The sequence below is a fragment of the Citrobacter sp. S39 genome (assembly GCF_009495675.1).
Classification (GTDB): Bacteria; Pseudomonadota; Gammaproteobacteria; order Enterobacterales; family Enterobacteriaceae; genus Citrobacter; species Citrobacter freundii.
In genome coordinates this window covers 729,646-753,616 of the sequence record NZ_CP045555.1, presented here as the reverse complement: position 1 = coordinate 753,616, position 23,971 = coordinate 729,646, and the positions used below count along the sequence as shown (strand labels likewise).

Genomic DNA, 23,971 nt, shown 5'->3' with positions numbered 1-23,971 from the left:
ATTAACATCGCGTGGTGTCTGGCGTTAGGGCTGGAAGAGCGACGCGGCCTTAAACCGAGGTTTTCCCATGAAAAAAGATATTCACCCGAAATACGAAGAAATTACTGCAAACTGCTCTTGCGGTAACGTCATTAAAATCCGCTCTACTGTCGGTCACGATCTGAACCTCGACGTGTGCAGCAAGTGCCACCCGTTCTATACTGGCAAGCAGCGTGATGTTGCTACCGGTGGCCGTGTTGATCGCTTCAACAAGCGTTTCAGCATCCCAGGCAGCAAGTAAGTTCAGCTGTCAGAAAAAAGCGCCTTATGGCGCTTTTTTTGTATCTGCGCTTGAAGACTAAAATTTATATTGATGTGTTGAATAGTGTTTTTATTTAACAAATGAAACGGTGTTTTTATTTTTCAGGTAAAATGTTTCTACTGGTGATCTGCGTCATTTTTATCTTCTGATTTCTGCCACTCATGCCAATTGTTGGCAAAATACCAAAGGTTTCTGCTTTCTTTCTAAAATACACTTTCGTGGAAATATAAAATTATTCTTAATCCTTCATCGTTTCCCATTAATGGACGGGACGAGTTGGGTAATTTCCGTTGTTGAGTGTGAAGAGGGATTGTCATGAAATTTAAATCTGCGTTATTACTGATTCCATTATTCTCTGCGGCCGCACAAGCGGGTTATGTTGATTACCGGCATGAATATTATGACGATGGGCGTAATTACGATCGTGTTTATATGTCTCACCGTTTTGCGACTGGTTTTGGTGTCGCAGTCGAAGCCATTTCACGTTCCGAAGATACGCAATCTAATGATGCGTGGAATAATATGGAAAGTAATGGCAACGAGTATACTGCAAGCTACCAGTTTACCTGGCGGGATCTTATCTGGCAGCCAGGTATTGCGATCGAAACGGGCGATAACATCACGATTTATAAACCTTACATCCGCGTGCAGTACAACATTAACGACAGCTGGTGGACCGCGTTCCGCTATCGTCAGGAGTACATGCGCAGAAACACTGACGGCAAAGATGACCGCATGGTCTATCGTCCGGAAGCCTGGCTTGGTTATAACGTCAATGACTGGATGTTTGAGCTAAATGGTATTTATAAAATTGCCGATAGCGAAGATTTATATAACAACCGGAAAGATGATTATGAATATAACTTCCGCGTGGCGTATAAACTAGGCTCTTGGGTTCCATTTGTTGAGGTTGGTAACGTTTCCTCGGGTTATAACACAACAACGACTGACGATCGTCAGACCCGTTATCGTGTCGGTCTTGGTTATAACTTCTAACCGGTAATAGCTTTCATATCGACTGATTACATCGATAAGCATAGTTTGTGTGAATAATATGTCTAAGGAGTTGACATCATGTCTAATGATGGAACTATTATCGGAAATAATGAACCCACTGCCGTCAGACCTTTCGGAATTCGAGATAAAATTGGTTATTTATGTGGTGACCTCGGAACCTGTTTTATTCTTGGCTTAGTTAATAGTTTTTTAATGATTTATTACACTAACGTCCTCGGTATTTCCGGCGTTATTGTTGGCTCACTCTATTTTGTGACCAAACTCTTTGATGCGTTCGTTGATGTTGGTGTAGGGCGCTTATGCGATACCTCTAAATTGACGGTACATGGACGTTTTAACCCGTGGGTGCGTCGCATGAAGTATCCATTTTGCATCATTGCAGTTGTCCTGTTTCTGCCGTTTGTAAATGATTTTTCTTATACGGCGAAAATTATCTACATCTGTTGCTCCTATTTCATTTACGGTTCGCTGTTATCGACCGTGAGTATTCCGTACGGCGCTATGTCTGCGGCGATTAGCTCGAATCCGGATGATCGTGTCTCGCTGTCAACCTGGCGCAGCGTTGGGTCAGCTATCGGCGGTGGGGCAACTGGCTTTTTCATTCCGATCCTGATGTACACCACCCTGGTGGACGGAAGCCAGGTGATTTCCGGGCAACACTTCTTCTGGATTTCCATTGGTTGCGCAGTGCTGGGCTTTATCTTTTTATCCTTGACCTGTCAGTTAACGACCGAACGCGTGCGCGTGGAGAGAAAAGAGAGCATGTCCGTTTCGGTGTTGCTGAAGGGACTGGCACGCAATAAGGCGCTGATTGTTTTAGTGGTTGTGGATTTGCTGATTGTGATTAATCAGGGATTGTCCGGTACCAATATGACTTACCTGTTTAATGACTATTTCCACAATAAAGAGGCGATGTCAGTCGCGTTGCTGTTTACCTTTGGTTCCCTGGTTTTGCTGGCACCATCGGCATCCTGGCTCACGAAGCGGTTTGGTAAAAAAGAGGCCAGCGTCGGCGCGCTACTCTTTGCAGTAGCGATGTATTTGATTATGTACTTCATCCACATTACCGACGCGAAAGTCTATTTGGTTTTCCTGTTCCTGGCGACGTTGGGGGCCGGACTATTCAACCTGATGATTTGGGCGTTTATGACCGATGTTTGTGATTATCACCAGTATGTCACCGGCGATCGCGAGGATGGTACCGTCTATGGTGTGAACTTCTTTGCCCGCAAGGTTGGTCAGGCGTGTGCAGGGGCCATTGGCGGCTTTATGTTGGCCATCATTGGTTATCAATCATCGTCAACAGGTGGCGCTGTGCAAACCAGCATTGTGCAGGAAAATATTTATACGATGGCGAATCTCTTGCCGGCACTATGCCTGTTTTTGGCGGCGGTCATTCTGATTTATTTCTATCCATTGAACCGTAAAGAGACGCTCAAAATGGAAGAGACATTGAATAAACTCAATGGTATCAGTAAGTAACATAGCGAGAATCGGCGGGAGCAATCCCGCCTTTTCTCATCTGTTCTAACAATCAGTATTCCCACGTTTCCGGGTTGATACCCAGTTCACGCATGATTACCTTTGCTTCTTCCGGGATTTCATCACTGCGCTCTTTACGCAGGTCTTCATCGTTGGGTAATGGTTGCCCGGTAAAAGCATGCAGAAACGCTTCACACAGCAGTTCACTGTTGGTGGCGTGGCGCAGGTTGTTCACCTGACGACGCGTGCGTTCATCGGTAAGGATTTTTAACACCTTCAGAGGAATGGAAACCGTAATTTTTTTGACTTGCTCACTCTTCTTACCGTGCTCAGCGTATGGGCTGATATATTCGCCGCTCCATTCAGCCATGAGATACCTAATCCTCTTTGTCATTAATATTGAGGCCAGAACCTGAGCCCGGACCATAATTGCGCGTAGTTTATCGTAGTGGCGCGGCCCTGACACGAAGTAGCCGACGCAGATGTACGCTAATGCATATAATTTTAACGGCTATTTCCAGTTTGCTCAATCTATACGCAAAGAAGTTTAGATGTCCAGATGTATTGACGGCTATAGTAACAATGATTACTCTGGTGCCTGACTTTTCACCGACTCAGCCAGGATCTTCTCAATATGACGCGTAAACAGGCCACCATCGCAGTGCGTAGCGGGTTAAATGACGACGAACAGTACGGTTGCGTTGTCCCGCCGATTCACCTCTCCAGCACCTATAACTTTACCGGATTTAATGAACCTCGTGCTCATGACTATTCGCGTCGCGGCAACCCAACGCGTGATGTCGTTCAACGTGCGCTGGCGGAACTGGAAGGTGGTGCAGGTGCTGTACTGACCAATACTGGCATGTCGGCGATTCATTTGGTGACCACTGTCTTCCTTAAGCCTGGCGATCTGCTGGTTGCACCGCACGACTGCTACGGCGGGAGCTACCGACTGTTTGACAGTCTGGCAAAGCGTGGCTGTTATCGCGTCCTGTTTGTCGATCAAGGAGATGAGCAGGCATTGCAGGCCGCATTGGCGGAAAAACCGAAGCTGGTGCTGGTAGAAAGTCCAAGCAACCCGCTGCTGCGCGTGGTGGATATTGCGAAAATCTGCCAGTTGGCGCGCGAGGCTGGCGCGGTCAGCGTGGTGGACAACACTTTTTTAAGCCCGGCACTGCAAAATCCACTGGCATTAGGCGCCGATCTGGTGTTGCATTCATGCACGAAATATTTAAACGGTCACTCAGACGTGGTGGCTGGTGTGGTTATAGCCAAAGATCCGGAAACGGTCACTGAACTGGCATGGTGGGCGAATAATATTGGTGTGACCGGCGGCGCGTTTGATAGTTATCTGCTGTTGCGCGGCCTGCGTACTTTGTCTCCTCGTATGGAGGTGGCGCAACGTAATGCTCAGGCGATAGTCGATTATCTGCAAACTCAGCCGCTGGTGAAAAAATTGTATCACCCGTCATTGCCGGATAATCAGGGCCATGAGATTGCTGCGCGTCAGCAAAAAGGCTTTGGCGCGATGTTAAGTTTTGAACTGGATGGCGATGAGCAAACGCTGCGCCGTTTCCTCGGCGGGTTGTCATTGTTTACGCTGGCGGAATCGTTAGGGGGCGTTGAAAGTCTGATCTCCCACGCCGCAACTATGACACACGCGGGCATGGCACCAGAAGCGCGTGCTGCTGCCGGAATTTCCGAAACGCTGCTGCGTATCTCCACCGGTATTGAAGATGGCGAAGATTTAATTGCCGACCTGGAAAATGGCTTCCGGGCTGCAAACAAGGGGTAAACATGAGTGTGATTGCGCAGGCAGGGGCGAAGGGTCGTCAACTGCACAAATTTGGTGGTAGTAGTCTGGCAGACGTGAAATGTTATCTGCGTGTCGCAGGCATTATGGCGGATTACTCGCAGCCTGATGACATGATGGTTGTTTCAGCCGCAGGCAGTACCACTAACCAGTTGATTAGCTGGCTGAAATTAAGCCAGACCGATCGCCTTTCTGCGCATCAGGTTCAACAGGCGTTACGTCGCTATCAAAGTGAGCTTATCAGCGGTTTGTTACCTCCCGAGGTGGCGGATGGACTGATTGGCGCGTTTATTCACGATCTGGAGCGTCTGGCCGGGTTACTCGACAGCGGCGTGAACGATGCCGTCTATGCTGAGGTTGTTGGGCATGGCGAGGTATGGTCCGCGCGTTTGATGTCTGCCGTCCTTAATCAACAGGGGCTGGAGTCGGCCTGGCTGGATGCGCGCGATTTTTTACGTGCTGAACGCGGTGCCCAGCCGCAGGTAGATGAAGGTCTTTCTTACCCATTACTGCAGCAACTGTTGGCGCAGCATCCGGGTAAACGCCTGGTGGTTACCGGCTTTATTAGCCGCAGCAATGCCGGTGAAACAGTGCTACTGGGGCGTAACGGTTCTGACTACTCGGCGACGCAGGTTGGTGCGCTGGCGGGCGTTTCCCGAGTAACCATCTGGAGCGATGTCGCTGGGGTTTACAGCGCGGATCCGCGTAAAGTAAAAGACGCCTGTTTGCTGCCGCTGCTGCGTCTGGATGAAGCCAGCGAGCTGGCGCGTCTGGCGGCACCGGTTCTCCATGCCCGTACCTTACAGCCGGTTTCCGGTAGCGATATCGATCTCCAGTTGCGTTGTAGCTATACCCCAGAACAGGGTTCAACGCGTATTGAGCGAGTACTGGCCTCCGGTACCGGGGCGCGTATTGTGACCAGTCATGATGACGTCTGCCTGATTGAGTTTCTGGTTCCGACTGGCCAGGATTTTAAGCTGGCTTATAAAGAGATTGACCAGGTTTTAAAACGTAGCCAGGTGCGTCCGCTGGCAGTGGGCGTGCATCCTGACCGCCAGCTATTGCAATTTTGCTACACCTCCGAAGTCGCTGACAGCGCGCTGAAAATTCTGGATGAAGCTGGCCTGCCAGGCGAGCTGCGTCTGCGCCAGGGGCTGGCGCTGGTGGCGATGGTCGGGGCGGGCGTCACCCGTAATCCGCTGCACTGCCACCGTTTCTGGCAACAGTTGAAAGGTCAGCCGGTTGAATTTACTTGGCAGTCGGAAGAGGGCATCAGCCTGGTCGCGGTACTGCGTACTGGGCCAACGGAGAGCCTGATTCAGGGTCTGCATCAGTCAATCTTCCGTGCTGAAAAACGCATTGGTCTGGTGTTGTTCGGCAAAGGCAACATTGGGTCGCGCTGGCTGGAGCTGTTCGCTCGCGAGCAGAGCACGCTCTCGGCGCGTACCGGATTAGAGTTTGTGCTGGCGGGTGTGGTTGATAGCCGTCGTAGCCTGCTGAATTACGAAGGGCTGGATGCCAGCCGCGCGTTAGCTTTCTTTGATGACGAGGCGGTAGAGCAGGATGAAGAGTCTCTATTCCTGTGGATGCGTGCTCACCCGTATGATGATTTAGTGGTGCTGGATGTGACAGCGAGCGAGCAACTGGCGGATCAGTATCTGGATTTTGCCAGCCATGGTTTCCACGTTATCAGCGCCAACAAACTGGCCGGGGCGAGCAGCAGTAATAATTACCGCCAGATTCATGACGCTTTCGAAAAAACGGGTCGCCACTGGTTATATAACGCCACCGTGGGTGCAGGTTTGCCGATCAACCATACCGTGCGCGATCTGATTGATAGTGGCGATACCATTTTGTCGATCAGCGGGATCTTCTCCGGCACGTTGTCGTGGTTGTTCCTGCAATTTGATGGCACAGTCCCATTCACCGATCTGGTGGATCAGGCATGGCAACAGGGTCTGACTGAACCCGATCCGCGCGTAGATCTTTCCGGCAAAGATGTGATGCGTAAGCTGGTGATTCTGGCGCGTGAAGCGGGTTACGACATCGAACCGGACCAGGTTCGCGTGGAATCGCTGGTGCCTGCGCATTGTGAAGAAGGCTCTATTGACCATTTCTTTGAGAATGGCGATGAGCTGAACGAGCAGATGGTGCAGCGTCTGGAAGCGGCGCGTGAAATGGGGCTGGTGCTGCGCTATGTGGCGCGTTTTGATGCTAACGGCAAAGCTCGCGTTGGTGTTGAAGCGGTTCGCCCTGAACACCCGCTGGCGGCGCTGTTGCCGTGCGATAACGTATTCGCCATAGAGAGCCGCTGGTATCGCGATAACCCGCTGGTGATCCGTGGACCGGGCGCGGGCCGTGACGTCACCGCTGGGGCGATTCAGTCTGACATCAACCGTTTAGCGCAGTTGCTGTAGTTTGTGTTGCCGGATAGCGCTTACGCTTATCCGGCTTACATATGGCATGAACCGTAGGCCCGGTAAGCGGCAGCGCCACCGGGCAAATCGCGCTGGGTGATCAGGGTGTTGTATTGCTCCGCCAGAGTCCTTATCGTCTGAAACACCGAATGAGCCGAGTAACGGGCGCTATCCCGAAACTCCGCCTGCTGCTGTAACCAGACGAGAAAATGGTGGCCTGCCGCCAGTGTGATTGACGCCCCTTTTTCAACCTGACCCTCCGTTAACAGACACATCATTTTGCGTGTGTCGCCTTGTTGCCAAATTTGCCACTGGTTTTGCCACCACCCCTGCCAGGTTTTACCCAGCAATCGCCAGGGCAGTGTGCACTTATCGCTATTGATCTCTTCATCAATAAACCAAAGCGAAGCGTGATGATCGCGATATTGCTGCGCCCATGCGGTAATCGCCGCGCCGCGCAGAAAACATTCGTGGGCAATAATGTGCGTTTTTACCTCAGGCCAGAGATGGCTCAGTATGCGGAAATGTCCGTGCGCGGTAATGACCGGGCGTAAAACTGCGCCGTTGGCATTTCGTTTGAGCATGGCACTGCCGTACTGGATTTCATCAAACTGGCTGCGGCGTAAAAACAGGGTTTCCCTCTGTCTTACTCGTTCAACGATATCGTCATGAATGACCGTAGGTTCAACGTTGTTACGCCAGCGGTATCGTAATGTATCCCCTACGAGATGGGGCGTGAAATTACTGGAAATATGCAAAATATTGCCGCGAATAGCGTCAAAACTGAGTAATACATAAAGTTTCTGGTCGGTGCAGGCTCCCTGAAAAGGGACGATTAAGGGAACCGTCGCTATTTGTTCTGGTGGAACAATGGTGGTGAGCGGCTGCTGCTTTGGTGTCCAGACTTGTTTGCAGCTCCGGCACTGAATGCGTTGGCTGCCCTGAGGATTATGCCCATAGAGGATGGTTTCCCGCTGATAACATCGTGGGCAAAAATGACCGCTTTGGGCGGCAAAATCCGTTAAATATGCTGACAACCACCCACCAAACTGTTCCTCATTAAACAGCGGGGGATAGCTGCCGCATGCCCGGCAATGCAGCGCAGCATAACCCAACCGATACTCGGGCCAGCTGTAATCTGGTGAGCTCGCCAGTCCCAGATTTTTACAGCCGAAGGACTTACAGCAATTGATGGTGAACAGTGACGTCATCGTATTACCAACGATTTTTAATGGTCGTTGATTTTGACCCGCGACTATCACCAGTGGATGTGAGTTTTCTCACATAAAAAAACCTTTCAGAACGTAACGTAGCGATTCTTTATATGACTGAAAGGGATTGATTATGAAGTTAAAAATGCTTGCTGTTGGTGTTCTGGTATCGTTGCCGCTTTGGGCGAGTGCCAAAGATGTCACGATTATCTATACCAACGATCTTCACGCCCACGTTGAACCTTATAAAGTCCCATGGATTGCTAATGGCACGCGTGATATTGGTGGTTGGGCTAATATCACGACGATGGTGAAGCAGGAAAAAACGAAAAATAGCGCCACCTGGTTTTTTGATGCCGGTGATTATTTTACCGGGCCGTATATCAGCAGCCTGACCAAGGGTAAGGCGATTATCGATATCATGAACACCATGAATTTTGATGCTGTCACCATGGGTAATCATGAATTCGATCACGGTTGGGATAACACGCTACTACAACTGAGTCAGGCGAAATTCCCCATCGTGCAGGGTAATATCTTTTATCAGAACAGCAGCAAAATGTTCTGGGATAAGCCTTACACCATTATTGAAAAAGATGGCGTGAAGATTGGTGTGATTGGCCTGCACGGCGTGTTTGCTTTTGATGATACGGTTTCTGCTGCGACACGTGTCGGTATTGAAGCGCGGGATGAAGTGAAGTGGTTGCAACGCTATATCGATGAGCTTAAAGGTAAAGTCGATCTCACTGTGGCGCTGATCCATGAAGGTACGCCAGCGCGTCAGTCTAGTCAGGGAAGTACAGATGTGCGCCGTGCATTGGATAAAGACATCCAGACCGCAGGTCAGGTAAAGGGGCTGGATATCCTGATTACCGGCCATGCGCATGTGGGCACGCCGGAGCCGATTAAAGTCGGTAACACTCTGATTCTTTCTACCGACAGCGGCGGTATTGATGTGGGTAAACTGGTGCTGGATTATCAGCAGAAACCGCATCAATTTACCGTGAAGAACTTCGAGCTGAAGACCATTTATGCTGATGAGTGGCAGCCAGACCCGCAGACGAAACAGGTCATTGATGGCTGGAATAAAAAGCTTGATAAGGTGGTACAACAGACGGTTGCAAACTCCCCGGTTGAGCTGACGCGTGCTTACGGTGAATCTTCTTCGTTGGGCAATCTGGCGGCGGATGCGTTGCTGGTGGCGGCAGGTAAAGATACTCAGTTAGCGCTCACTAATTCGGGCGGTATCCGTAATGAAATCCCAGCAGGTGCTATCACGATGGGTGCAGTCATTAGCACCTTCCCGTTCCCCAACGAGCTGGCAACAATGGATCTCACCGGTAAACAGTTGCGTAGCCTGATGGAGCACGGCGCGGGTTTAAGCAACGGTGTATTGCAGGTGTCCAAAGGACTGGAGATGAAGTATGACAGCAGTAAACCAGTCGGTCAGCGCGTCACCTTACTAACGTTAAACGGTAAACCGATTGAGGATGCCACGGTTTATCACATAGCCACCAATAGCTTCCTGGCAGACGGCGGTGATGGTTTTACGGCATTTACCGAAGGAAAAACGCGAAATACCTCCGGAGGTTACTATGTCTCTAATGCTGTCGTTGACTATTTCAAGGCGGGAAATACGCTGACGGATGAGCAGTTTAAAGGCATGCGTGTGGCAGATGTGAAACCATAGTGAGCTCAGGCCAGCAGACAATCCGCTGGCCTGTTGTTTTAGCCTCTGTGAGAGGCAAACACCTCTTTCGCGGCGAACAAACCATTGAGTGCGGCAGGGAAGCCGGCATATACGGCCATCTGCATAATCACTTCAACGATCTCATCCTGCGTTAAACCCACGTGTAATGCCGCGCCAATATGCACTTTCAACTGCGGGGCGGCATTGCCCATTGCCGTTAACGCGGCGACAGTGGCAATTTCCCGGCTGCGCAGGTCCAGACCTGGACGTGCATAGATGTCGCCAAACGGAAATTCCAGCAGGTAGCGGGCAAAATCCGGCGCGATATCCTTCAGGCTCTCAACGACGGCCTCTCCCCCTTTACCATCTACCTGTTGCAGCATTTTCTGGCCGGTAATAAAACGTTCTGATTCCATGATTTTTCCCTCGTAGGTGTGGCGTATGGCGAGAGAATAGGGGGCGTAGAATGATTTGGATAATACCGTTTCCGTGATACCTTTTCGGTATGACAACATCGCCATTACACTCTCTGGATATTCGTCTGCTGCGCTACTTTTCCGTAGTAGCGGAAGAGAACAATATGAGCCGGGCTGCGCAGCGCTTGTTCATGTCGCAACCGCCGTTGAGCCGCCACATTCGCCAGCTTGAAGAGCGCCTGGGGGTCACGCTGTTTGTCCGTCATACCCGTGGATTAACGCTGACGGAGGACGGCCAGCGCGTACTTGAAATGGTGCGCCCGCTGCTTGATCTTCAGGACAAAACCTACGCTGCGTTGAGTCAATTAACGCAAGTCGGGGAGCCATCTCTGCGCTTAGGGTTAAGCACGGCGTTTGAACAGGGCGTTTTTGCTGCGCTTGAGTCACAGCTGACTACGCATGCGCAGAAGCGACATATTGTCCGTCATGGTTCGCCTGAACTCGCGCGTATGGTGCGTCGTGGAAAGCTGGATGCCGCGCTGGTGGCGTTACCGCTTGAGACTTCGGGGCTTAGCGTCACGCCGCTCGGCTGGCAAGAATCGATGATCGTCGCCTTACCCGCGCTCTGGCCAGAGGCGGCGCTGTCGTCACTCTCATTAAAGTCGCTGAGCCACCGACCGCTGTTCTGGTTCAAACGTGAACGTAACCCTGCCTTTTTTGATTACACCCGACACATTTTTAGTCGTGCCGGTTACGCTCCTGCCTGTATTGAAGAACCGCTGGAACATGATGTGTTGTTGGCGCGGATCGCGCAGGGTGAAGGTCTGAGCCTACTTCCGGCCTCCTTTTCCGCTATCCAACGTCGGGGGGTGATATTCCTGCCGCTTACCGATACCGAATTGCGTATTAGCACGGGGTTGCTGATGCTGCCTGAAAACGTAAAAAAATTAGCATGGCTGCAGACGGTCATGGCGCAATCCCTCATCAATTCAGACTGATGTGAATTTTTTTCACGTTGGCTGAGTATTCCTCACCTTTAGCGATGATTTTTGTGTTGACGCCAGCATGCTTTTCCGTCATTTTTACATCTAGACGTCTAAACGTATAGCAGTTCACAACACAACATATAACGACAAAAGATTGATGAGGTAAGGTATGAGCTTTTTTCACGCCAACCAGCGGGAAGCCCTGAATCAGAGCCTGGCAGAAGTTGCCGGTCAGATTAACGTTTCATTTGAGTTTTTCCCGCCGCGCACCAGTGAAATGGAGCAAACCCTGTGGAACTCCATCGATCGCCTGAGCAGCCTGAAGCCGAAGTTTGTTTCAGTCACTTACGGTGCAAACTCTGGTGAGCGCGACCGTACGCACAGCATTATTAAAGGCATTAAGGATCGCACTGGCCTTGAAGCGGCTCCGCACCTGACCTGTATTGATGCAACCCGCGATGAGCTGCGGACTATTGCTCAGGACTACTGGAACAACGGTATTCGTCATATTGTTGCCCTGCGCGGTGATTTGCCGCCGGGAAGCGGTAAACCGGATATGTATGCTTCTGACCTGGTGACGCTACTGAAAGACGTTGCAGACTTTGATATCTCCGTTGCGGCTTACCCGGAAGTGCACCCGGAAGCGAAGAGCGCTCAGGCCGATTTGCTGAACCTGAAGCGTAAGGTTGATGCCGGTGCGAACCGTGCGATTACCCAGTTCTTCTTCGATGTAGAAAGCTATCTGCGTTTTCGCGATCGCTGCGTGTCTGCGGGTATCGATGTGGAAATTATTCCGGGTATCCTGCCAGTCTCCAACTTTAAGCAGGCGAAAAAATTTGCCGACATGACCAACGTCCGCATTCCGGCGTGGATGTCGACCATGTTTGATGGTCTGGATGATGACGCGGAAACCCGCAAGCTGGTGGGCGCTAATATCGCCATGGACATGGTGAAGATTCTCAGCCGCGAAGGGGTGAAGGATTTTCACTTCTATACCCTTAATCGTGCCGAGATGAGCTACGCTATTTGTCACACACTGGGTGTAAGACCGAACTAAACAGATCCCAGCCCTCTACGGAGGGCTTTTTGTTGATCATTTTGATCTACATCTCTGTAACGTAAAATATAAAAGGAATTAGCTATCGAATCTGTGGGTTATTTCGACTATATCTTATCACTGGTGGTGTATATCGTAGTCAGAACACTGTAAAGGGAGCATATAGATGAGCATGTCCGACGATAGCCAGAACACATCAACTGCCGGTAAGTGTCCTTTTCATCAGGGCGGTCACGACCAGAGCGCGGGAGCAGGAACGAACAACCGCGACTGGTGGCCAAATCAACTGCGCGTTGATCTTTTAAACCAACATTCCAACCGTTCTAACCCGCTGGGTGAGGACTTCGACTACCGCAAAGAGTTTAGCAAACTCGACTACTCTGCCCTGAAAGGGGATCTCAGAGCCCTTCTGTCCGAATCTCAACCGTGGTGGCCCGCTGACTGGGGAACCTATGCTGGATTGTTTATCCGCATGGCATGGCACGGTGCAGGGACCTATCGCTCCATCGATGGACGCGGTGGCGCGGGTCGCGGACAGCAGCGTTTTGCACCACTGAACTCCTGGCCGGACAACGTAAGCCTTGATAAAGCGCGTCGTCTGCTGTGGCCAATCAAGCAGAAATATGGCCAGAAAATTTCCTGGGCCGACCTGTTTATCCTCGCGGGTAACGTGGCGCTGGAAAACTCAGGCTTCCGCACCTTCGGCTTTGGTGCTGGTCGTGAAGATGTCTGGGAACCGGATCTCGACGTAAACTGGGGTGATGAAAAAGCCTGGCTGACTCACCGTCACCCGGAAGAACTGGCCAAAGCGCCGTTGGGCGCAACCGAAATGGGCCTTATCTATGTGAACCCGGAAGGGCCGGACCATAGCGGCGAACCGCTTTCAGCGGCAGCAGCTATTCGCGCGACCTTCGGTAATATGGGTATGAACGACGAAGAAACCGTGGCGCTGATTGGCGGTGGTCATACGTTGGGCAAAACCCACGGAGCTGCACCGGCTTCGCACGTAGGCGCCGATCCTGAATCCGCACCGATTGAAGCACAAGGCCTGGGCTGGGCGAGCAGCTACGGCAGCGGCGCGGGCGCGGATGCCATTACATCCGGTCTGGAAGTGGTCTGGACGCAGACGCCAACCCAATGGAGCAACTATTTCTTCGAGAACTTGTTCAAATACGAGTGGGTACAAACCCGCAGTCCGGCAGGCGCTATTCAGTTTGAAGCGGTTGACGCGCCAGAAATTATTCCTGATCCGTTTGATCCATCGAAAAAACGTAAGCCGACGATGCTGGTTACCGACCTGACGCTGCGTTTCGATCCTGAGTTCGAGAAAATCTCCCGCCGTTTCCTGAACGATCCGCAGGCGTTCAACGAAGCGTTTGCTCGTGCGTGGTTTAAACTGACACACCGTGATATGGGGCCAAAAGCGCGTTACATCGGACCGGAAGTGCCAAAAGAAGATTTGATTTGGCAAGACCCGCTGCCGCATGCGTTCTTCAACCCAAGCGAAGAAGATATCCTGAAGCTGAAGGCGACCATCGCCGCTTCCGGGCTGTCCGTGGGCGAACTGGTATCGGTAGCGTGGGCGTCGGCATCGACTTTCCGCGGTGGGGATAAACGTGGCGGCGCTAACGGTGCGCGTCTGGCGCTGGATCCACAGCGAGGCTGGGATGTGAATGCCACCGCAGCACGCGTTCTGCCTGTGCTGGAAGGGATTTATAAGTCTGCCCATACCGCCTCGTTGGCCGATATTATCGTGCTGGCCGGGGTTGTTGGTATCGAGCAGGCGGCTAGCGCTGCGGGCGTCAGCATTAAGGTACCTTTTGCGCCGGGCCGCGTGGATGCGCGCCAGGATCAAACGGATATTGAGATGTTTGAACTGCTTGAGCCGATCGCCGATGGCTTCCGTAACTACCGCGCCCGTCCTGACGTATCGACCACCGAGTCGCTGCTGATTGATAAAGCACAGCAGCTGACGTTAACCGCACCGGAAATGACCGTGCTGGTGGGAGGTATGCGCGTACTGGGCACCAACTTTGATGGTAGCCAGCACGGTGTCTTTACCGATCGTCCAGGCGTACTCAGCACTGACTTCTTCGTCAATCTGCTGGATATGCGCCATGAGTGGAAGGCGGTTGATGAGTCACAAGAACTGTTTGAAGGTCGTGACCGTCTGAGCGGCGAAGTAAAATACACCGCAACCCGCGCCGATCTGGTATTTGGTTCTAACTCTGTACTGCGCGCAGTGGCTGAAGTTTATGCCTGCAGCGATGCCCACGAGAAGTTCGTGAGAGATTTCGTGGCCGCATGGGTGAAAGTGATGAACCTGGATCGTTTCGATCTGCTGTAACAGACAATGCCGGATGCCGCTTGCGCGGGTCCGGCATGGTAGGAATAAAAAAATCCCCGCATTTGCGGGGATTTTCTATTTGCAGGTTATTCCCACTCTTGCAGGTAACGTTGACCGTACTGGTCAGCCACAAGCAGGGCGGCATACACCTGGTCCGGCGTTGCGCCGCCAAGCATGTTGTGGATGGTTTCGCCTTCGGCACAGGCTGCCTCAGCCACAATGCGCATTTTCGCCTGAATATCCTGTTTGATATCCAGTTGCGCCAGGGTAATCGGCAAGCCAACGGAATGGCACAGCGCGGCAACGGTTTCAATTTCATCGACCGGCGCGTTTTCCAGCACCAACTGCGTCAGCGTACCGAAAGCCACTTTCTCGCCGTGGTAATAATGATGTGCATCCGGGATTGCGGTCAGACCGTTATGAATGGCGTGAGCCGCTGCCAGACCACCGCTTTCAAAACCGACGCCACTCAGATAGGTGTTGGCTTCAATAATGCGCTCCAGTGCTGGTGTAACCACGTGCTGCTCTGCAGCCAGCATCGCTTTTTCACCTTCTTCGATCAGCGCATTAAAGCACAGCTCTGCCAGCGCCAGCGCCGCCTGAGTACACTGACCGCCCGCCATGGTGGTTGCGCCGCTGCGTGAACAGGCACGCGCTTCGAACCAGGTCGCCAGTGCATCGCCAATACCCGCAGCTAACAGACGCGCCGGTGCGCCCGCGACAATTTTGGTATCAACAATGACCCTGTCCGGGTTATTGGGCAGCAGCAGATAGCGATCGAATTCACCGGCATCGGTGTAAATGACGGACAGCGCGCTGCACGGCGCATCGGTAGAGGCGATGGTTGGCGCAATGGCGACAGGCACGCCCATAAAGTGCGCCAGCGCTTTGGCGGTATCCAGCGTTTTACCGCCACCAATACCAAGTACTGCCGCACACTGCGCTTTTTCCGCTACGACGCGCAGACGGTCGATTTCGTTTTGTGAACATTCGCCGCCAAACGGTGCAATTTCCAGCGCCAGTCCGGCATCCTGGAAGCTTTTTTCCAGTGCACCCTGGGCAAAGCCTAAGACAAACTTGTCCCCAACGATCAGCCAGCGTTCTGCCAATGGTTTGAGGTAGCTGCCAAGACGGGTAATAACATCGGCACCCTGGATGTACTTACCAGGTGATTGAATAATGCGATCCATACTTTATTTCCCTCACAGGTTGATGTGACCAAATGCGTTGTTCCAGTCCTGCTCAAACTTCTCTATTGCTGACTCTACCGCAGGGGTATTGAGCATTTGTTGCGCTACGTCTAATGGCAGGGTGATTGCTTCACATCCTGCCAGCAAGCAATCCAGCGCCTGACGTGGAGTTTTAAAGCTGGCCGCCAGTACCATGCTGTTCGGTGTATGCAGTTCCAGTAATGTTTGCAGTTCCTGTACTGTGCGAATTCCGTCGCCGCCCTGCGCGTCGATACGATTAACGTAAGGCGCGATATATTTCGCTCCTGCCAGCGCAGCCAGTAGCCCCTGAGAAGCACTGTAAACGGCGGTTCCCAGCGTGGTGATACCCTCTTTTTTCAGCATCTTGATCGCGGCCAGACCTTCGGATGTCACCGGGATTTTCACTACCAGACCGGGCACCGCATTGCTCAGGCGTTTAGCTTCTTCCACCATGCCCTGCGCATCCCGGCTCATGGTCTGGGCAAACAGAATGCCCTCTTTTCCAATGGCGTTCTGCAGGCGTGGCAGCACATCCCAGATGGATTCTTTGCTTGCTGCCACAATGCTTGGGTTGGTGGTGACGCCCGCGATAGGGAAGATGCGGGCCAGACGTTCGACTTCCGCGACGTTGGCGGTATCAAGATAAAGTTCCATACAAAAACACCCTCTACGTTTTCCGTTAGCTACCCGTTGCCGGGTTGCTTTGCTATGCACAGGATAAGAGTGTTTCGTCACGCGGCGCTATCTGACAAATCTGCCAAAAGCTGGATAAATGTAATATGGCTATAAAAGTGGGAGATACTTCACATGTAAGTGATATGTGCTGGCATATGTTTTTTGATAATACAAAAATCCAGTAAATGTTACCTTTGTCTCCGTTTTCTGTCCCAGTATGCGATTATTACTGGTCAGTTTTTTCTCCGTCAGCTGGCTGTGATACTGCCGACGATACTCTGACGGCGAACGCTCAGTATTCTTGCGAAACAGGCGGCAGAAGTAGTTGCTGTCAATAAACCCACAGGTGTGCGCCACGTCTTTGATCTTCAGCTCGTAACCCTTTAATAGCGTTTTTGCATGTTCCAGTCGCGTATGATTCAGGTATTCGTTAAACCCGATAGCGCCCGTTTTTTGAAACAGGTGGGAGAGGTAATTGGGTGAAATGTAAAACGCCTGCGCGACGGATTCTCGGGTGAGCGGCGAAGCGTAGCGTTCGTCAATATAGCCGCGAATGGCGTCGAAAAGCGCCTGACTACGTGATGCGGTTTGGATCTGGCTGCCGAGTAGATCGCGACAGTGACTCAGCAAGCTTGCAACGATTAGCCTGGCCGTTTGCTGCTCCTGTGGCTGCATTTGCATCTCATGGAGCGTTTGCAGCAGAAAAGAGCCAATACGCGGCCCACGCCGTGCGACGTGCTGGCGGGTAAGGTTTTGATATTGCTTGCCGTCCCATTGGACGACGCTGAAATCCAGTTGCTGTTTGCCGAAAAGAATGCTGAGTGTAGTGACCGATGTGACCCACTGCGGAAAATTCCAGCCGCCAGCCGGAACAAACAAGACATCGCCGGGGGTAAGCACCTTATCGATGCCAGAATCCGCAAATTCACCTTCCAGCACAATTTCCAGCCGGGGAAAATCGACCTGATACGCCAGTTCCGGCGTTGTGCTAGTGGTGCTGGCAAAATAAATCTGCCGCAGCGGCGTGGGGCCGTTAATCAGTCGGGAGAGAAGATGGCTGACGTCGTGATACATGTTAATCCCTTGCAGGCAGCAGACAGGGAAACAGTAACGTTGAAAACAATCGCCCTCAAGTGATTATTGCCGGATGGCGGCTAATGCCATATCCGGCCTACAAGTCTTTGCGAGCTGTAGGCAGGATAAGCGTAACGCATCCGGCAGACGGTTATTGATTACCGATTTGATCGCCGTAAGGCAGGGAATCGTAATCTATCAGGGCATTTTTCTTGTACGGATTGCCAATCCAGCGGGTTGTCTCTTTGAACTGCGGACTGGTAATGGCGCGAGTTGGATCGAAGCCATCGTAGGTGAAGCCCGCTAAGTCAGACCATGTATGGATAAGCTCTGAGCTGCTGTATTTACGATTCACATCCTGTGAGAAGTCGCGCGGGTGCGCGGCCTGCCATTTTTCCGAAGTCCACAACAGGAACGGCACCGTGTACATATGGCGCGTTGGGTTGTCTTCATTACGACCCTGCGTTTTGTGCGGTGGCGTATCGTAAACCTCTTCGCCATGATCGGAGAAGTACAGCAGGAAGCCGTTCGGATCGGTCGCTTTATAGTCTTTGATCAGGCTGGCAATAATATGATCGTTGTAAACATTCGCGCTGTCGTAATCGTTGTAGGCTTCCAGCTCATCGTTACTCAGGCCTGCGGGAACATGGTCGATATTATTATCGAACTTACCCTGGCCATCCGGATAGCGGAATTTGTACTTAATATGCGTACCCAGCAGATGCACGATGATGAACTTTTTCGGTGCCGGGTCGGCCAGGACTTCTTTAAATGGCGCCAGCACGTTGCTGTCATATTCGCGAGCACTTTGCGTACGCTGCTGGTTCATATAGAACTGTTTATCCGTCTGCTTAGAGAACACCGTCAGCATGGTGTTGCGGGCGGTCATCGTCTGCTGATTAGTGATCCAGAAGGTTTTATAACCCGCCTGTTTCATCATGTTCATCAGGGACGGCTGAGTCAGATACAGATCCGGGTTCTTTTCGTTAGCGAAGGTCAGCGCCTGCTGCAGGATTTCAATGGTGTACGGACGGGAAGTCACGACATTATTGAATACGGTGAAGTTAGGATCGGATTTATGCAGCGCATCCAGTTCTGGCGTCGTTTCACGCGGATAGCCATACAGGCTCATGCGGCCACGTTGCGTTGACTCACCAATCACCAGTACCAGCGTACGCGGTGCGTCACCTGAACTGTCTTTAAAGTTGGCCAGCGGCGGCAGGGCATTGTTCTCATTCAGCAGGCTATTGAGCGAGGTCAACTGCTGACGATACTGATAATACCCGGAGATGAATTGCCACGGCGCGGCGGGCTCCATACGTGAAGCAAGGCCATCCAACGTTTTTTCAAACGGCTTATGTTTGATAAATGTGTTCACTGTCATCGGATGCAGAATCAATCCGTATAACAGTGCAAACGACACCAGATAGCGCCAGGGTGATGGAATATGTACCGGACGCAGACGTGTCCATAGCAGAATTGCCATTGCTGTATATGCCAGCGCAATTAAGACGATCTTCAGGCTGAAGTATTGACTCAGGTACTCGCTGGCTTCGTTCGCATTGGTTTCAAACATTACGTACAGAACGCTTTGCGAGAACTCTTGCCCGTAAATGACGTAATAGCTCAGCGCAGCCAGCGAGGCCGCCCATAGAATTACGCCAATGACGGCAGCAATAATGCGGATACGGTTTGGAAATAAAAATACCGGGATCAACCACAGCGAGCTGAACAGCAGGGAGTCGCGTAGGCCGGTAGATCCGCTATAGCCTCTAAAATAGATAACGGCCTGTAGTAATGAGGAAAAAAACCAAAAATAGAGGAGCGCCCAACCCAGGGCTTTCCAGCTAAAGGCGGGTTTAGACTGGAGTTGTAAGGATTGCATAATGTGAGCCTGTCTTTAATCGTAGCGCCAAGAGTAGCGACTAAACATTAAGAGGAACTGAAGCATCACGATCTCAGGATCGTGTTTTGCTGTTGTAATATTCACGTAGTGAATATGTTCAGGCAGGAATATATTGAAAATGAAGTGGTTGTAACAGCGGTTTTTGCTGTCGCCTTCGTACAGTAGCACGAAGGCGACAGCAGGAGGGGACGTTAGCCTGTATTGCGCATACCGGCGGCGACACCCGCGATGGTCACCATCAGCGCTTGTTCAACGCGTGGATCCGGTGCATGGCCTTGCTCTTCGGCCTGGCGTGAGCGGTGTAACAACTCTGCCTGTAAGACGTTCAGCGGGTCAGTATAAACATTCCTTAACTGAATGGACTCGGCAATCCACGGCAGGTCGGCCATCAAATGTGAGTCGTTGGCAATCGCCAGTACGACATCGATATCTGCTGCCAGGCGTTGGCGTAGCTCTTCACCCAGCGGCCACAGCTCTTTTTTGACCAGGCGCTGATCGTAATACTCTGCCAGCCACAGGTCTGCTTTCGCGAAAACCATTTCCAGCATGCCAAGGCGTGTGGAGAAGAATGGCCAGTCGCGGCACATCGCTTCGAGTTCGCTTTGCTTACCATCTTCAACCACTTTTTGCAGCGCGGTACCAGCACCAAGCCAGGCCGGGAGCATCAGACGGTTCTGCGTCCAGGCAAAGATCCACGGTATAGCACGCAGAGACTCAACGCCGCCGGTCGGACGGCGTTTTGCCGGACGTGAACCGAGCGGCAATTTACCCAGTTCCTGCTCTGGTGTAGCTGAGCGGAAATAAGGGACGAAGTTTTTGTTTTCACGCACATATCCACGGTATAGCTCGCAGGAAATATCGGAAAGCTCATCCATGATATGACGCCAGTTATCCTTCGGTTCTGGCGGTGGTAACAGGTTGGCCTCCAGAATTGCTCCGGTATACAGCGACAGGCTGCTGATGGTCACTTCCGGCAGGCCGTACTTAAAGCGGATCATCTCCCCTTGTTCTGTCACGCGCAGACCGCCTTTCAGGCTGCCTGGTGGTTGAGAGAGCAGCGCCGCATGCGCAGGCGCGCCGCCGCGACCAATGGATCCGCCGCGACCGTGGAACAGCGTCAGTTCGATACCGGCTTTTTCGCAGGTTTTGATCAGCGCGTCCTGAGCCTGGTATTGCGCCCAGGACGCTGCCATCACGCCCGCGTCTTTTGCGGAATCAGAGTAGCCAATCATGACCATCTGTTTGCCCTGGATAAAGCCGCGGTACCAGTCGATATTCAGAAGCTGGGACATGACGTCATCGGCATTGTTGAGGTCGTCCAGCGTTTCAAATAGCGGAGCGACCGGCATAGCAAAACCAATTCCGGCTTCTTTCAGCAGCAGATGCACGGCCAGCACATCCGACGGCGTTTTCGCCATCGAGATAACATAGGCGGCAATGGAGCCATACGGGGCTTCGGCAATGACCCGACAGGTGTCGAGCACTTCACGGGTGTCATTGCTCGGCTCCCAGTTACGCGGCAGGAGCGGACGCTTGGAATTCAGTTCGCGGATCAGGAAAGCCTGTTTATCTGCTTCCGACCAGTTTTCGTAGTCGCCAATGCCCAGATAACGAGTCAGTTCGCCCAAGGCTTCAGTATGACGGGTGCTTTCCTGACGAATATCAATACGCACCAGCGGCACGCCGAAACACTTCACGCGGCGCAGGGTGTCGAGCAATTCGCCATTGGCGATGATGCCCATACCACAGGCCTGTAGAGACTGGTAGCACGCGTAAAGCGGGTCCCAGAGCTGTTCGTTTTGGGTGAGAAGTCCCGCAGGTTTCGGCAATTTCTCGCCTTTCAGACGGGCTTCAAGCCAGGCCTGGGTCGCCATCAGACGAGAACGCAGGGTTTTCATCAGGTAGCGGTATGGTTCAGCTGCGCCTTCTTCACCTACCAGCGCCATCAGTTCCGGCGTAGCATCCACCATCGACAGCTCAGAAATCAGAAACTGGATGTCTTTCAGGAACAGGTCTGTCGCTTTCCAGCGGCTGAGCAATAGCACGTGACGGGTGATATCCGCCGTTACGTTCGGGTTGCCGTCACGGTCGCCGCCCATCCAGGAGGTAAATCGAACCGGGACAAAATCAACCGGCAGCTTATATCCAAGATGCTCTTCCAGTTGTTCATTCAGCTCGCGCAGGTAGTTCGGCACACCTTCCCACAGGCTGTTTTCAACAACCGCGAATCCCCATTTGGCTTCATCAACCGGGCTTGGGCGCAGTTTGCGGATTTCATCCGTATGCCAGGACTGAGCAATGAGCTGACGCAGACGGCGCATCAGTTGGTTGCGTTCATAATCGACGAGGTCTTTGTTATCAAGCTGCTTAAGGCAGGCGTTCACTTCACCCATTTTATGGATCAGCGTACGACGAGTGATCTCGGTCGGGTGGGCGGTGAGTACCAGCTCCAGAGAGAGTGATTCTACGGCTTTCTTGATGGTGGCGTCATTGAGGTTGGGCTGCTCTTTCAGTTTACGCAGAGTGCGAGCAATCACTTCCGGGTTGCTGGCGGCTTCGCCTTTTGGCGAAATGCTGTGGTGCTGCTCGGCGGTGTTGGCCAGGTTCAGGAACTGGCTAAATGCGCGGGCAACCGGCAGCAGCTCGTCGTTAGACAGATTTTGCAGTGTGGTGAGCAATTCCTGGCGATTAATTTCATTGCCAGCGCGAGATGATTTGGACAGCTTTCGAATTGTTTCTACGCGATCAAGAATGTTCTCTCCCAACGCATCCTTGATGGTCTCTCCCAGCACTTTGCCGAGCATACTGACATTACTACGCAACGCGGAATATTGTTCGTTCATATTAACCCAGACACCCCATCTATTTTGAATATGTCCTGTATCTTTCGCGCCTGACTATCACGCAAAATCTTGCGGACTTAACTTTTTAGCCGTCTTTTATAAAGCCACGTAAAACACGTGACGTCAATTGCTGCGAAATCGGTTCAGCAAACGAATAAATGCCGTGAATTTACGTTATTTAATTCACATCCAATCAAATAAGCGTTGCTTATGGAAATGTTAAAAAATCGCCCCGCTTACCACTAAGGGATTAGCGGGGTGACAAGCAGTTAATGCCAGCAGAAATGGTGCACAACCTGGGTGATTAATTCGCGGGTTGGCTTAATAAAGCGCGTTTCCAGATACTCATCCGGCTGATGCGCCTGATTAATGGAGCCTGGACCCAATACCAGCGTTGGGCAAAGCGTCTGGATAAACGGCGCTTCGGTGCAATAGTTCACCACTTCAGTCTGTGCGCCCAGCAGTTTCTCAACCACCTCTACCAGTTGATGGTCAGGTGGGCACTCATAGCCTGGAATTGGCGGATGCAGTTCCGATACGGTCAGGCGACCCGGCCAACGTTCGCTGACAGGGGCCAGCGCTTCGTTAAGTAACCCATTGAGATCGTTTAGCGTCATACCCGGTAGCGGGCGAATATCCATATGCAATTCGCAGCAGGCGCAGATTCGGTTGGCGGCGTCACCGCCGTGGATGTGGCCCAAATTTAACGTTGGATACGGGACGGTAAAGGCATCATGGTGATAGCGCGCTTTCAGGTCATCGCGCAGATGCATGATATGGCCGATGGCATCATGCATCAGTTCAATCGCATTAACGCCACGCGCTGGATCGCTTGAATGACCCGACTGTCCCAGAATGCGTATCGCATTAGAGATATGGCCTTTGTGCGCGCGCACCGGTTGCAGGGATGTGGGTTCGCCAATGATCGCGCAGTCCGGGCGCAGAGCGGTAGTTTCAGAGAAGTAGCGAGCTCCCGCCATGCTGGTCTCTTCGTCAGCAGTGGCCAGAATGTACAGGGGTTTTTTCAGTTTCGTGACGTCGACATCACGCAACGCGTCGAGGATAAAGGCGAAGAAGCCTTTCATGTCCGCTGTACCCAAACCATACAGCTTATTGTCATGCTCGGTCAGAGTGAATGGATCGCGTGTCCAGCGTCCGTCGTCAAAGGGTACGGTATCGGTATGGCCCGCCAACAACAGGCCGCCAGCGCCCTGTCCAATGCTCGCCAGCATATTGAATTTATTTCGCGTATCGGGAACCGGTTGGACCTCAACATTGAAGCCTAAATCTTTAAACCAGCCCGCCAGCAGAGTGATTAAACCTGCATTGCTTTGATCGAGCGCTTCTTCGGTGGCACTGATCGATGGCGTGGCAATCAGAGCGCGGTAAATCTCGATAAATGGCGGTAAATTGTTTTTCATTGTTGACACACCTCGGGTCATGATAGTATCAATATTCATGCAGTATTTGTGAATAAAAATACATTAACGTTGAGCGTAATAAAACCCACCAAGTGTAAGGTGAG

The 23,971-nt window shown here is 52.0% G+C and carries 17 protein-coding genes and 1 pseudogene; 9 read left to right on the top strand and 9 right to left on the bottom strand.

Annotated elements, in window-relative coordinates:
• The first annotated feature begins 67 nt into the window (after window positions 1-67).
• From rpmE to GFB57_RS03435, 3 genes are all read left to right on the top strand, one after another.
• Window positions 68-280 carry a 50S ribosomal protein L31 gene (rpmE, locus tag GFB57_RS03445; RefSeq protein ID WP_003028810.1) on the top strand — a complete coding sequence of 71 codons (213 nt, stop codon included), beginning with the start codon at window positions 68-70 and terminating at the stop codon, window positions 278-280.
• Between the two features lie 336 nt (window positions 281-616).
• A complete protein-coding gene (locus tag GFB57_RS03440; RefSeq protein WP_003028811.1) occupies window positions 617-1,297 on the top strand; it encodes an oligogalacturonate-specific porin KdgM family protein in 681 nt (226 codons plus the stop codon).
• A 78-nt stretch (window positions 1,298-1,375) separates the two neighbouring features.
• The gene (locus tag GFB57_RS03435; RefSeq protein WP_290366933.1) at window positions 1,376-2,800 is read left to right on the top strand and encodes an MFS transporter; all 1,425 of its coding nucleotides are present in this window, start codon (window positions 1,376-1,378) and stop codon (window positions 2,798-2,800) included.
• Between the two features lie 52 nt (window positions 2,801-2,852).
• Here the strand turns inward: GFB57_RS03435 and metJ are convergent, their stop codons facing one another.
• Window positions 2,853-3,170, bottom strand: a complete 318-nt coding sequence (gene metJ, locus GFB57_RS03430; RefSeq protein ID WP_003028816.1) for a met regulon transcriptional regulator MetJ — start codon at window positions 3,168-3,170, stop codon at window positions 2,853-2,855.
• Window positions 3,171-3,434: 264 nt separating this feature from the next.
• On the opposite strand from metJ, the gene metB reads away from it, so the two are divergent.
• Both metB and metL read left to right on the top strand, forming a co-directional pair.
• Window positions 3,435-4,595, top strand: a complete 1,161-nt coding sequence (metB, locus tag GFB57_RS03425) for a cystathionine gamma-synthase (RefSeq protein WP_003028818.1) — start codon at window positions 3,435-3,437, stop codon at window positions 4,593-4,595.
• 2 nt (window positions 4,596-4,597) lie between these two features.
• A complete protein-coding gene (gene metL, locus GFB57_RS03420) occupies window positions 4,598-7,030 on the top strand; it encodes a bifunctional aspartate kinase/homoserine dehydrogenase II (RefSeq protein ID WP_003028820.1) in 2,433 nt (810 codons plus the stop codon).
• Window positions 7,031-7,065: 35 nt separating this feature from the next.
• Here metL and GFB57_RS03415 read toward each other — a convergent pair whose 3' ends face one another.
• Window positions 7,066-8,241 (bottom strand): hypothetical protein, encoded by a 1,176-nt coding sequence (locus GFB57_RS03415; protein WP_003028822.1) that lies wholly within the window; start codon window positions 8,239-8,241, stop codon window positions 7,066-7,068.
• Window positions 8,242-8,374: 133 nt separating this feature from the next.
• On the opposite strand from GFB57_RS03415, the gene GFB57_RS03410 reads away from it, so the two are divergent.
• Window positions 8,375-9,931, top strand: a complete 1,557-nt coding sequence (locus tag GFB57_RS03410) for a bifunctional UDP-sugar hydrolase/5'-nucleotidase (protein WP_003028824.1) — start codon at window positions 8,375-8,377, stop codon at window positions 9,929-9,931.
• 38 nt (window positions 9,932-9,969) lie between these two features.
• Here the strand turns inward: GFB57_RS03410 and GFB57_RS03405 are convergent, their stop codons facing one another.
• Window positions 9,970-10,347, bottom strand: a complete 378-nt coding sequence (locus tag GFB57_RS03405; protein ID WP_003028825.1) for a carboxymuconolactone decarboxylase family protein — start codon at window positions 10,345-10,347, stop codon at window positions 9,970-9,972.
• 89 nt (window positions 10,348-10,436) lie between these two features.
• Between GFB57_RS03405 and GFB57_RS03400 the strand changes: the two genes are divergently transcribed.
• The 3 genes from GFB57_RS03400 to katG all read left to right on the top strand — a co-directional run bounded on the left by GFB57_RS03400 (window position 10,437) and on the right by katG (window position 14,737).
• The gene (locus GFB57_RS03400; RefSeq protein ID WP_008323183.1) at window positions 10,437-11,345 is read left to right on the top strand and encodes a LysR family transcriptional regulator; all 909 of its coding nucleotides are present in this window, start codon (window positions 10,437-10,439) and stop codon (window positions 11,343-11,345) included.
• A 157-nt stretch (window positions 11,346-11,502) separates the two neighbouring features.
• Window positions 11,503-12,390 (top strand): methylenetetrahydrofolate reductase, encoded by an 888-nt coding sequence (metF, locus tag GFB57_RS03395; protein ID WP_003028830.1) that lies wholly within the window; start codon window positions 11,503-11,505, stop codon window positions 12,388-12,390.
• Window positions 12,391-12,556: 166 nt separating this feature from the next.
• Window positions 12,557-14,737, top strand: a complete 2,181-nt coding sequence (katG, locus tag GFB57_RS03390) for a catalase/peroxidase HPI (protein WP_003028832.1) — start codon at window positions 12,557-12,559, stop codon at window positions 14,735-14,737.
• A gap of 86 nt (window positions 14,738-14,823) precedes the next feature.
• Here the strand turns inward: katG and GFB57_RS03385 are convergent, their stop codons facing one another.
• From GFB57_RS03385 to argE, 6 genes and pseudogenes are all read right to left on the bottom strand, one after another.
• Entirely contained in the window at window positions 14,824-15,927 is a 1,104-nt protein-coding gene (locus GFB57_RS03385) for a glycerol dehydrogenase (protein ID WP_003028836.1), read from the bottom strand.
• A gap of 12 nt (window positions 15,928-15,939) precedes the next feature.
• Window positions 15,940-16,602, bottom strand: coding sequence for a fructose-6-phosphate aldolase (fsa, locus tag GFB57_RS03380; protein WP_003028839.1), 663 nt, complete (start codon window positions 16,600-16,602; stop codon window positions 15,940-15,942).
• Window positions 16,603-16,854: 252 nt separating this feature from the next.
• Window positions 16,855-17,697, bottom strand: a pseudogene (locus GFB57_RS03375) (AraC family transcriptional regulator); the annotation flags it as partial.
• Between the two features lie 151 nt (window positions 17,698-17,848).
• Window positions 17,849-19,582, bottom strand: coding sequence for a phosphoethanolamine transferase CptA (locus tag GFB57_RS03370; protein WP_008323184.1), 1,734 nt, complete (start codon window positions 19,580-19,582; stop codon window positions 17,849-17,851).
• A gap of 212 nt (window positions 19,583-19,794) precedes the next feature.
• Entirely contained in the window at window positions 19,795-22,446 is a 2,652-nt protein-coding gene (gene ppc, locus GFB57_RS03365; protein ID WP_003028845.1) for a phosphoenolpyruvate carboxylase, read from the bottom strand.
• A 269-nt stretch (window positions 22,447-22,715) separates the two neighbouring features.
• Window positions 22,716-23,867 (bottom strand): acetylornithine deacetylase, encoded by a 1,152-nt coding sequence (gene argE, locus GFB57_RS03360; protein WP_003028848.1) that lies wholly within the window; start codon window positions 23,865-23,867, stop codon window positions 22,716-22,718.
• Between the last annotated feature and the right edge of the window lie 104 nt (window positions 23,868-23,971).

Bases quoted from the DNA above. Each gene is read 5' to 3' on its own strand.
- rpmE (WP_003028810.1), top strand. From the start codon at position 68: ATGAAAAAAGATATTCACCCGAAATACGAAGAAATTACTGCAAACTGC.
- GFB57_RS03440 (WP_003028811.1), top strand. From the start codon at position 617: ATGAAATTTAAATCTGCGTTATTACTGATTCCATTATTCTCTGCGGCC.
- GFB57_RS03435 (WP_290366933.1), top strand. From the start codon at position 1,376: ATGTCTAATGATGGAACTATTATCGGAAATAATGAACCCACTGCCGTC.
- metJ (WP_003028816.1), bottom strand. From the start codon at position 3,170: ATGGCTGAATGGAGCGGCGAATATATCAGCCCATACGCTGAGCACGGT.
- metB (WP_003028818.1), top strand. From the start codon at position 3,435: ATGACGCGTAAACAGGCCACCATCGCAGTGCGTAGCGGGTTAAATGAC.
- metL (WP_003028820.1), top strand. From the start codon at position 4,598: ATGAGTGTGATTGCGCAGGCAGGGGCGAAGGGTCGTCAACTGCACAAA.
- GFB57_RS03415 (WP_003028822.1), bottom strand. From the start codon at position 8,241: ATGACGTCACTGTTCACCATCAATTGCTGTAAGTCCTTCGGCTGTAAA.
- GFB57_RS03410 (WP_003028824.1), top strand. From the start codon at position 8,375: ATGAAGTTAAAAATGCTTGCTGTTGGTGTTCTGGTATCGTTGCCGCTT.
- GFB57_RS03405 (WP_003028825.1), bottom strand. From the start codon at position 10,347: ATGGAATCAGAACGTTTTATTACCGGCCAGAAAATGCTGCAACAGGTA.
- GFB57_RS03400 (WP_008323183.1), top strand. From the start codon at position 10,437: ATGACAACATCGCCATTACACTCTCTGGATATTCGTCTGCTGCGCTAC.
- metF (WP_003028830.1), top strand. From the start codon at position 11,503: ATGAGCTTTTTTCACGCCAACCAGCGGGAAGCCCTGAATCAGAGCCTG.
- katG (WP_003028832.1), top strand. From the start codon at position 12,557: ATGAGCATGTCCGACGATAGCCAGAACACATCAACTGCCGGTAAGTGT.
- GFB57_RS03385 (WP_003028836.1), bottom strand. From the start codon at position 15,927: ATGGATCGCATTATTCAATCACCTGGTAAGTACATCCAGGGTGCCGAT.
- fsa (WP_003028839.1), bottom strand. From the start codon at position 16,602: ATGGAACTTTATCTTGATACCGCCAACGTCGCGGAAGTCGAACGTCTG.
- GFB57_RS03370 (WP_008323184.1), bottom strand. From the start codon at position 19,582: ATGCAATCCTTACAACTCCAGTCTAAACCCGCCTTTAGCTGGAAAGCC.
- ppc (WP_003028845.1), bottom strand. From the start codon at position 22,446: ATGAACGAACAATATTCCGCGTTGCGTAGTAATGTCAGTATGCTCGGC.
- argE (WP_003028848.1), bottom strand. From the start codon at position 23,867: ATGAAAAACAATTTACCGCCATTTATCGAGATTTACCGCGCTCTGATT.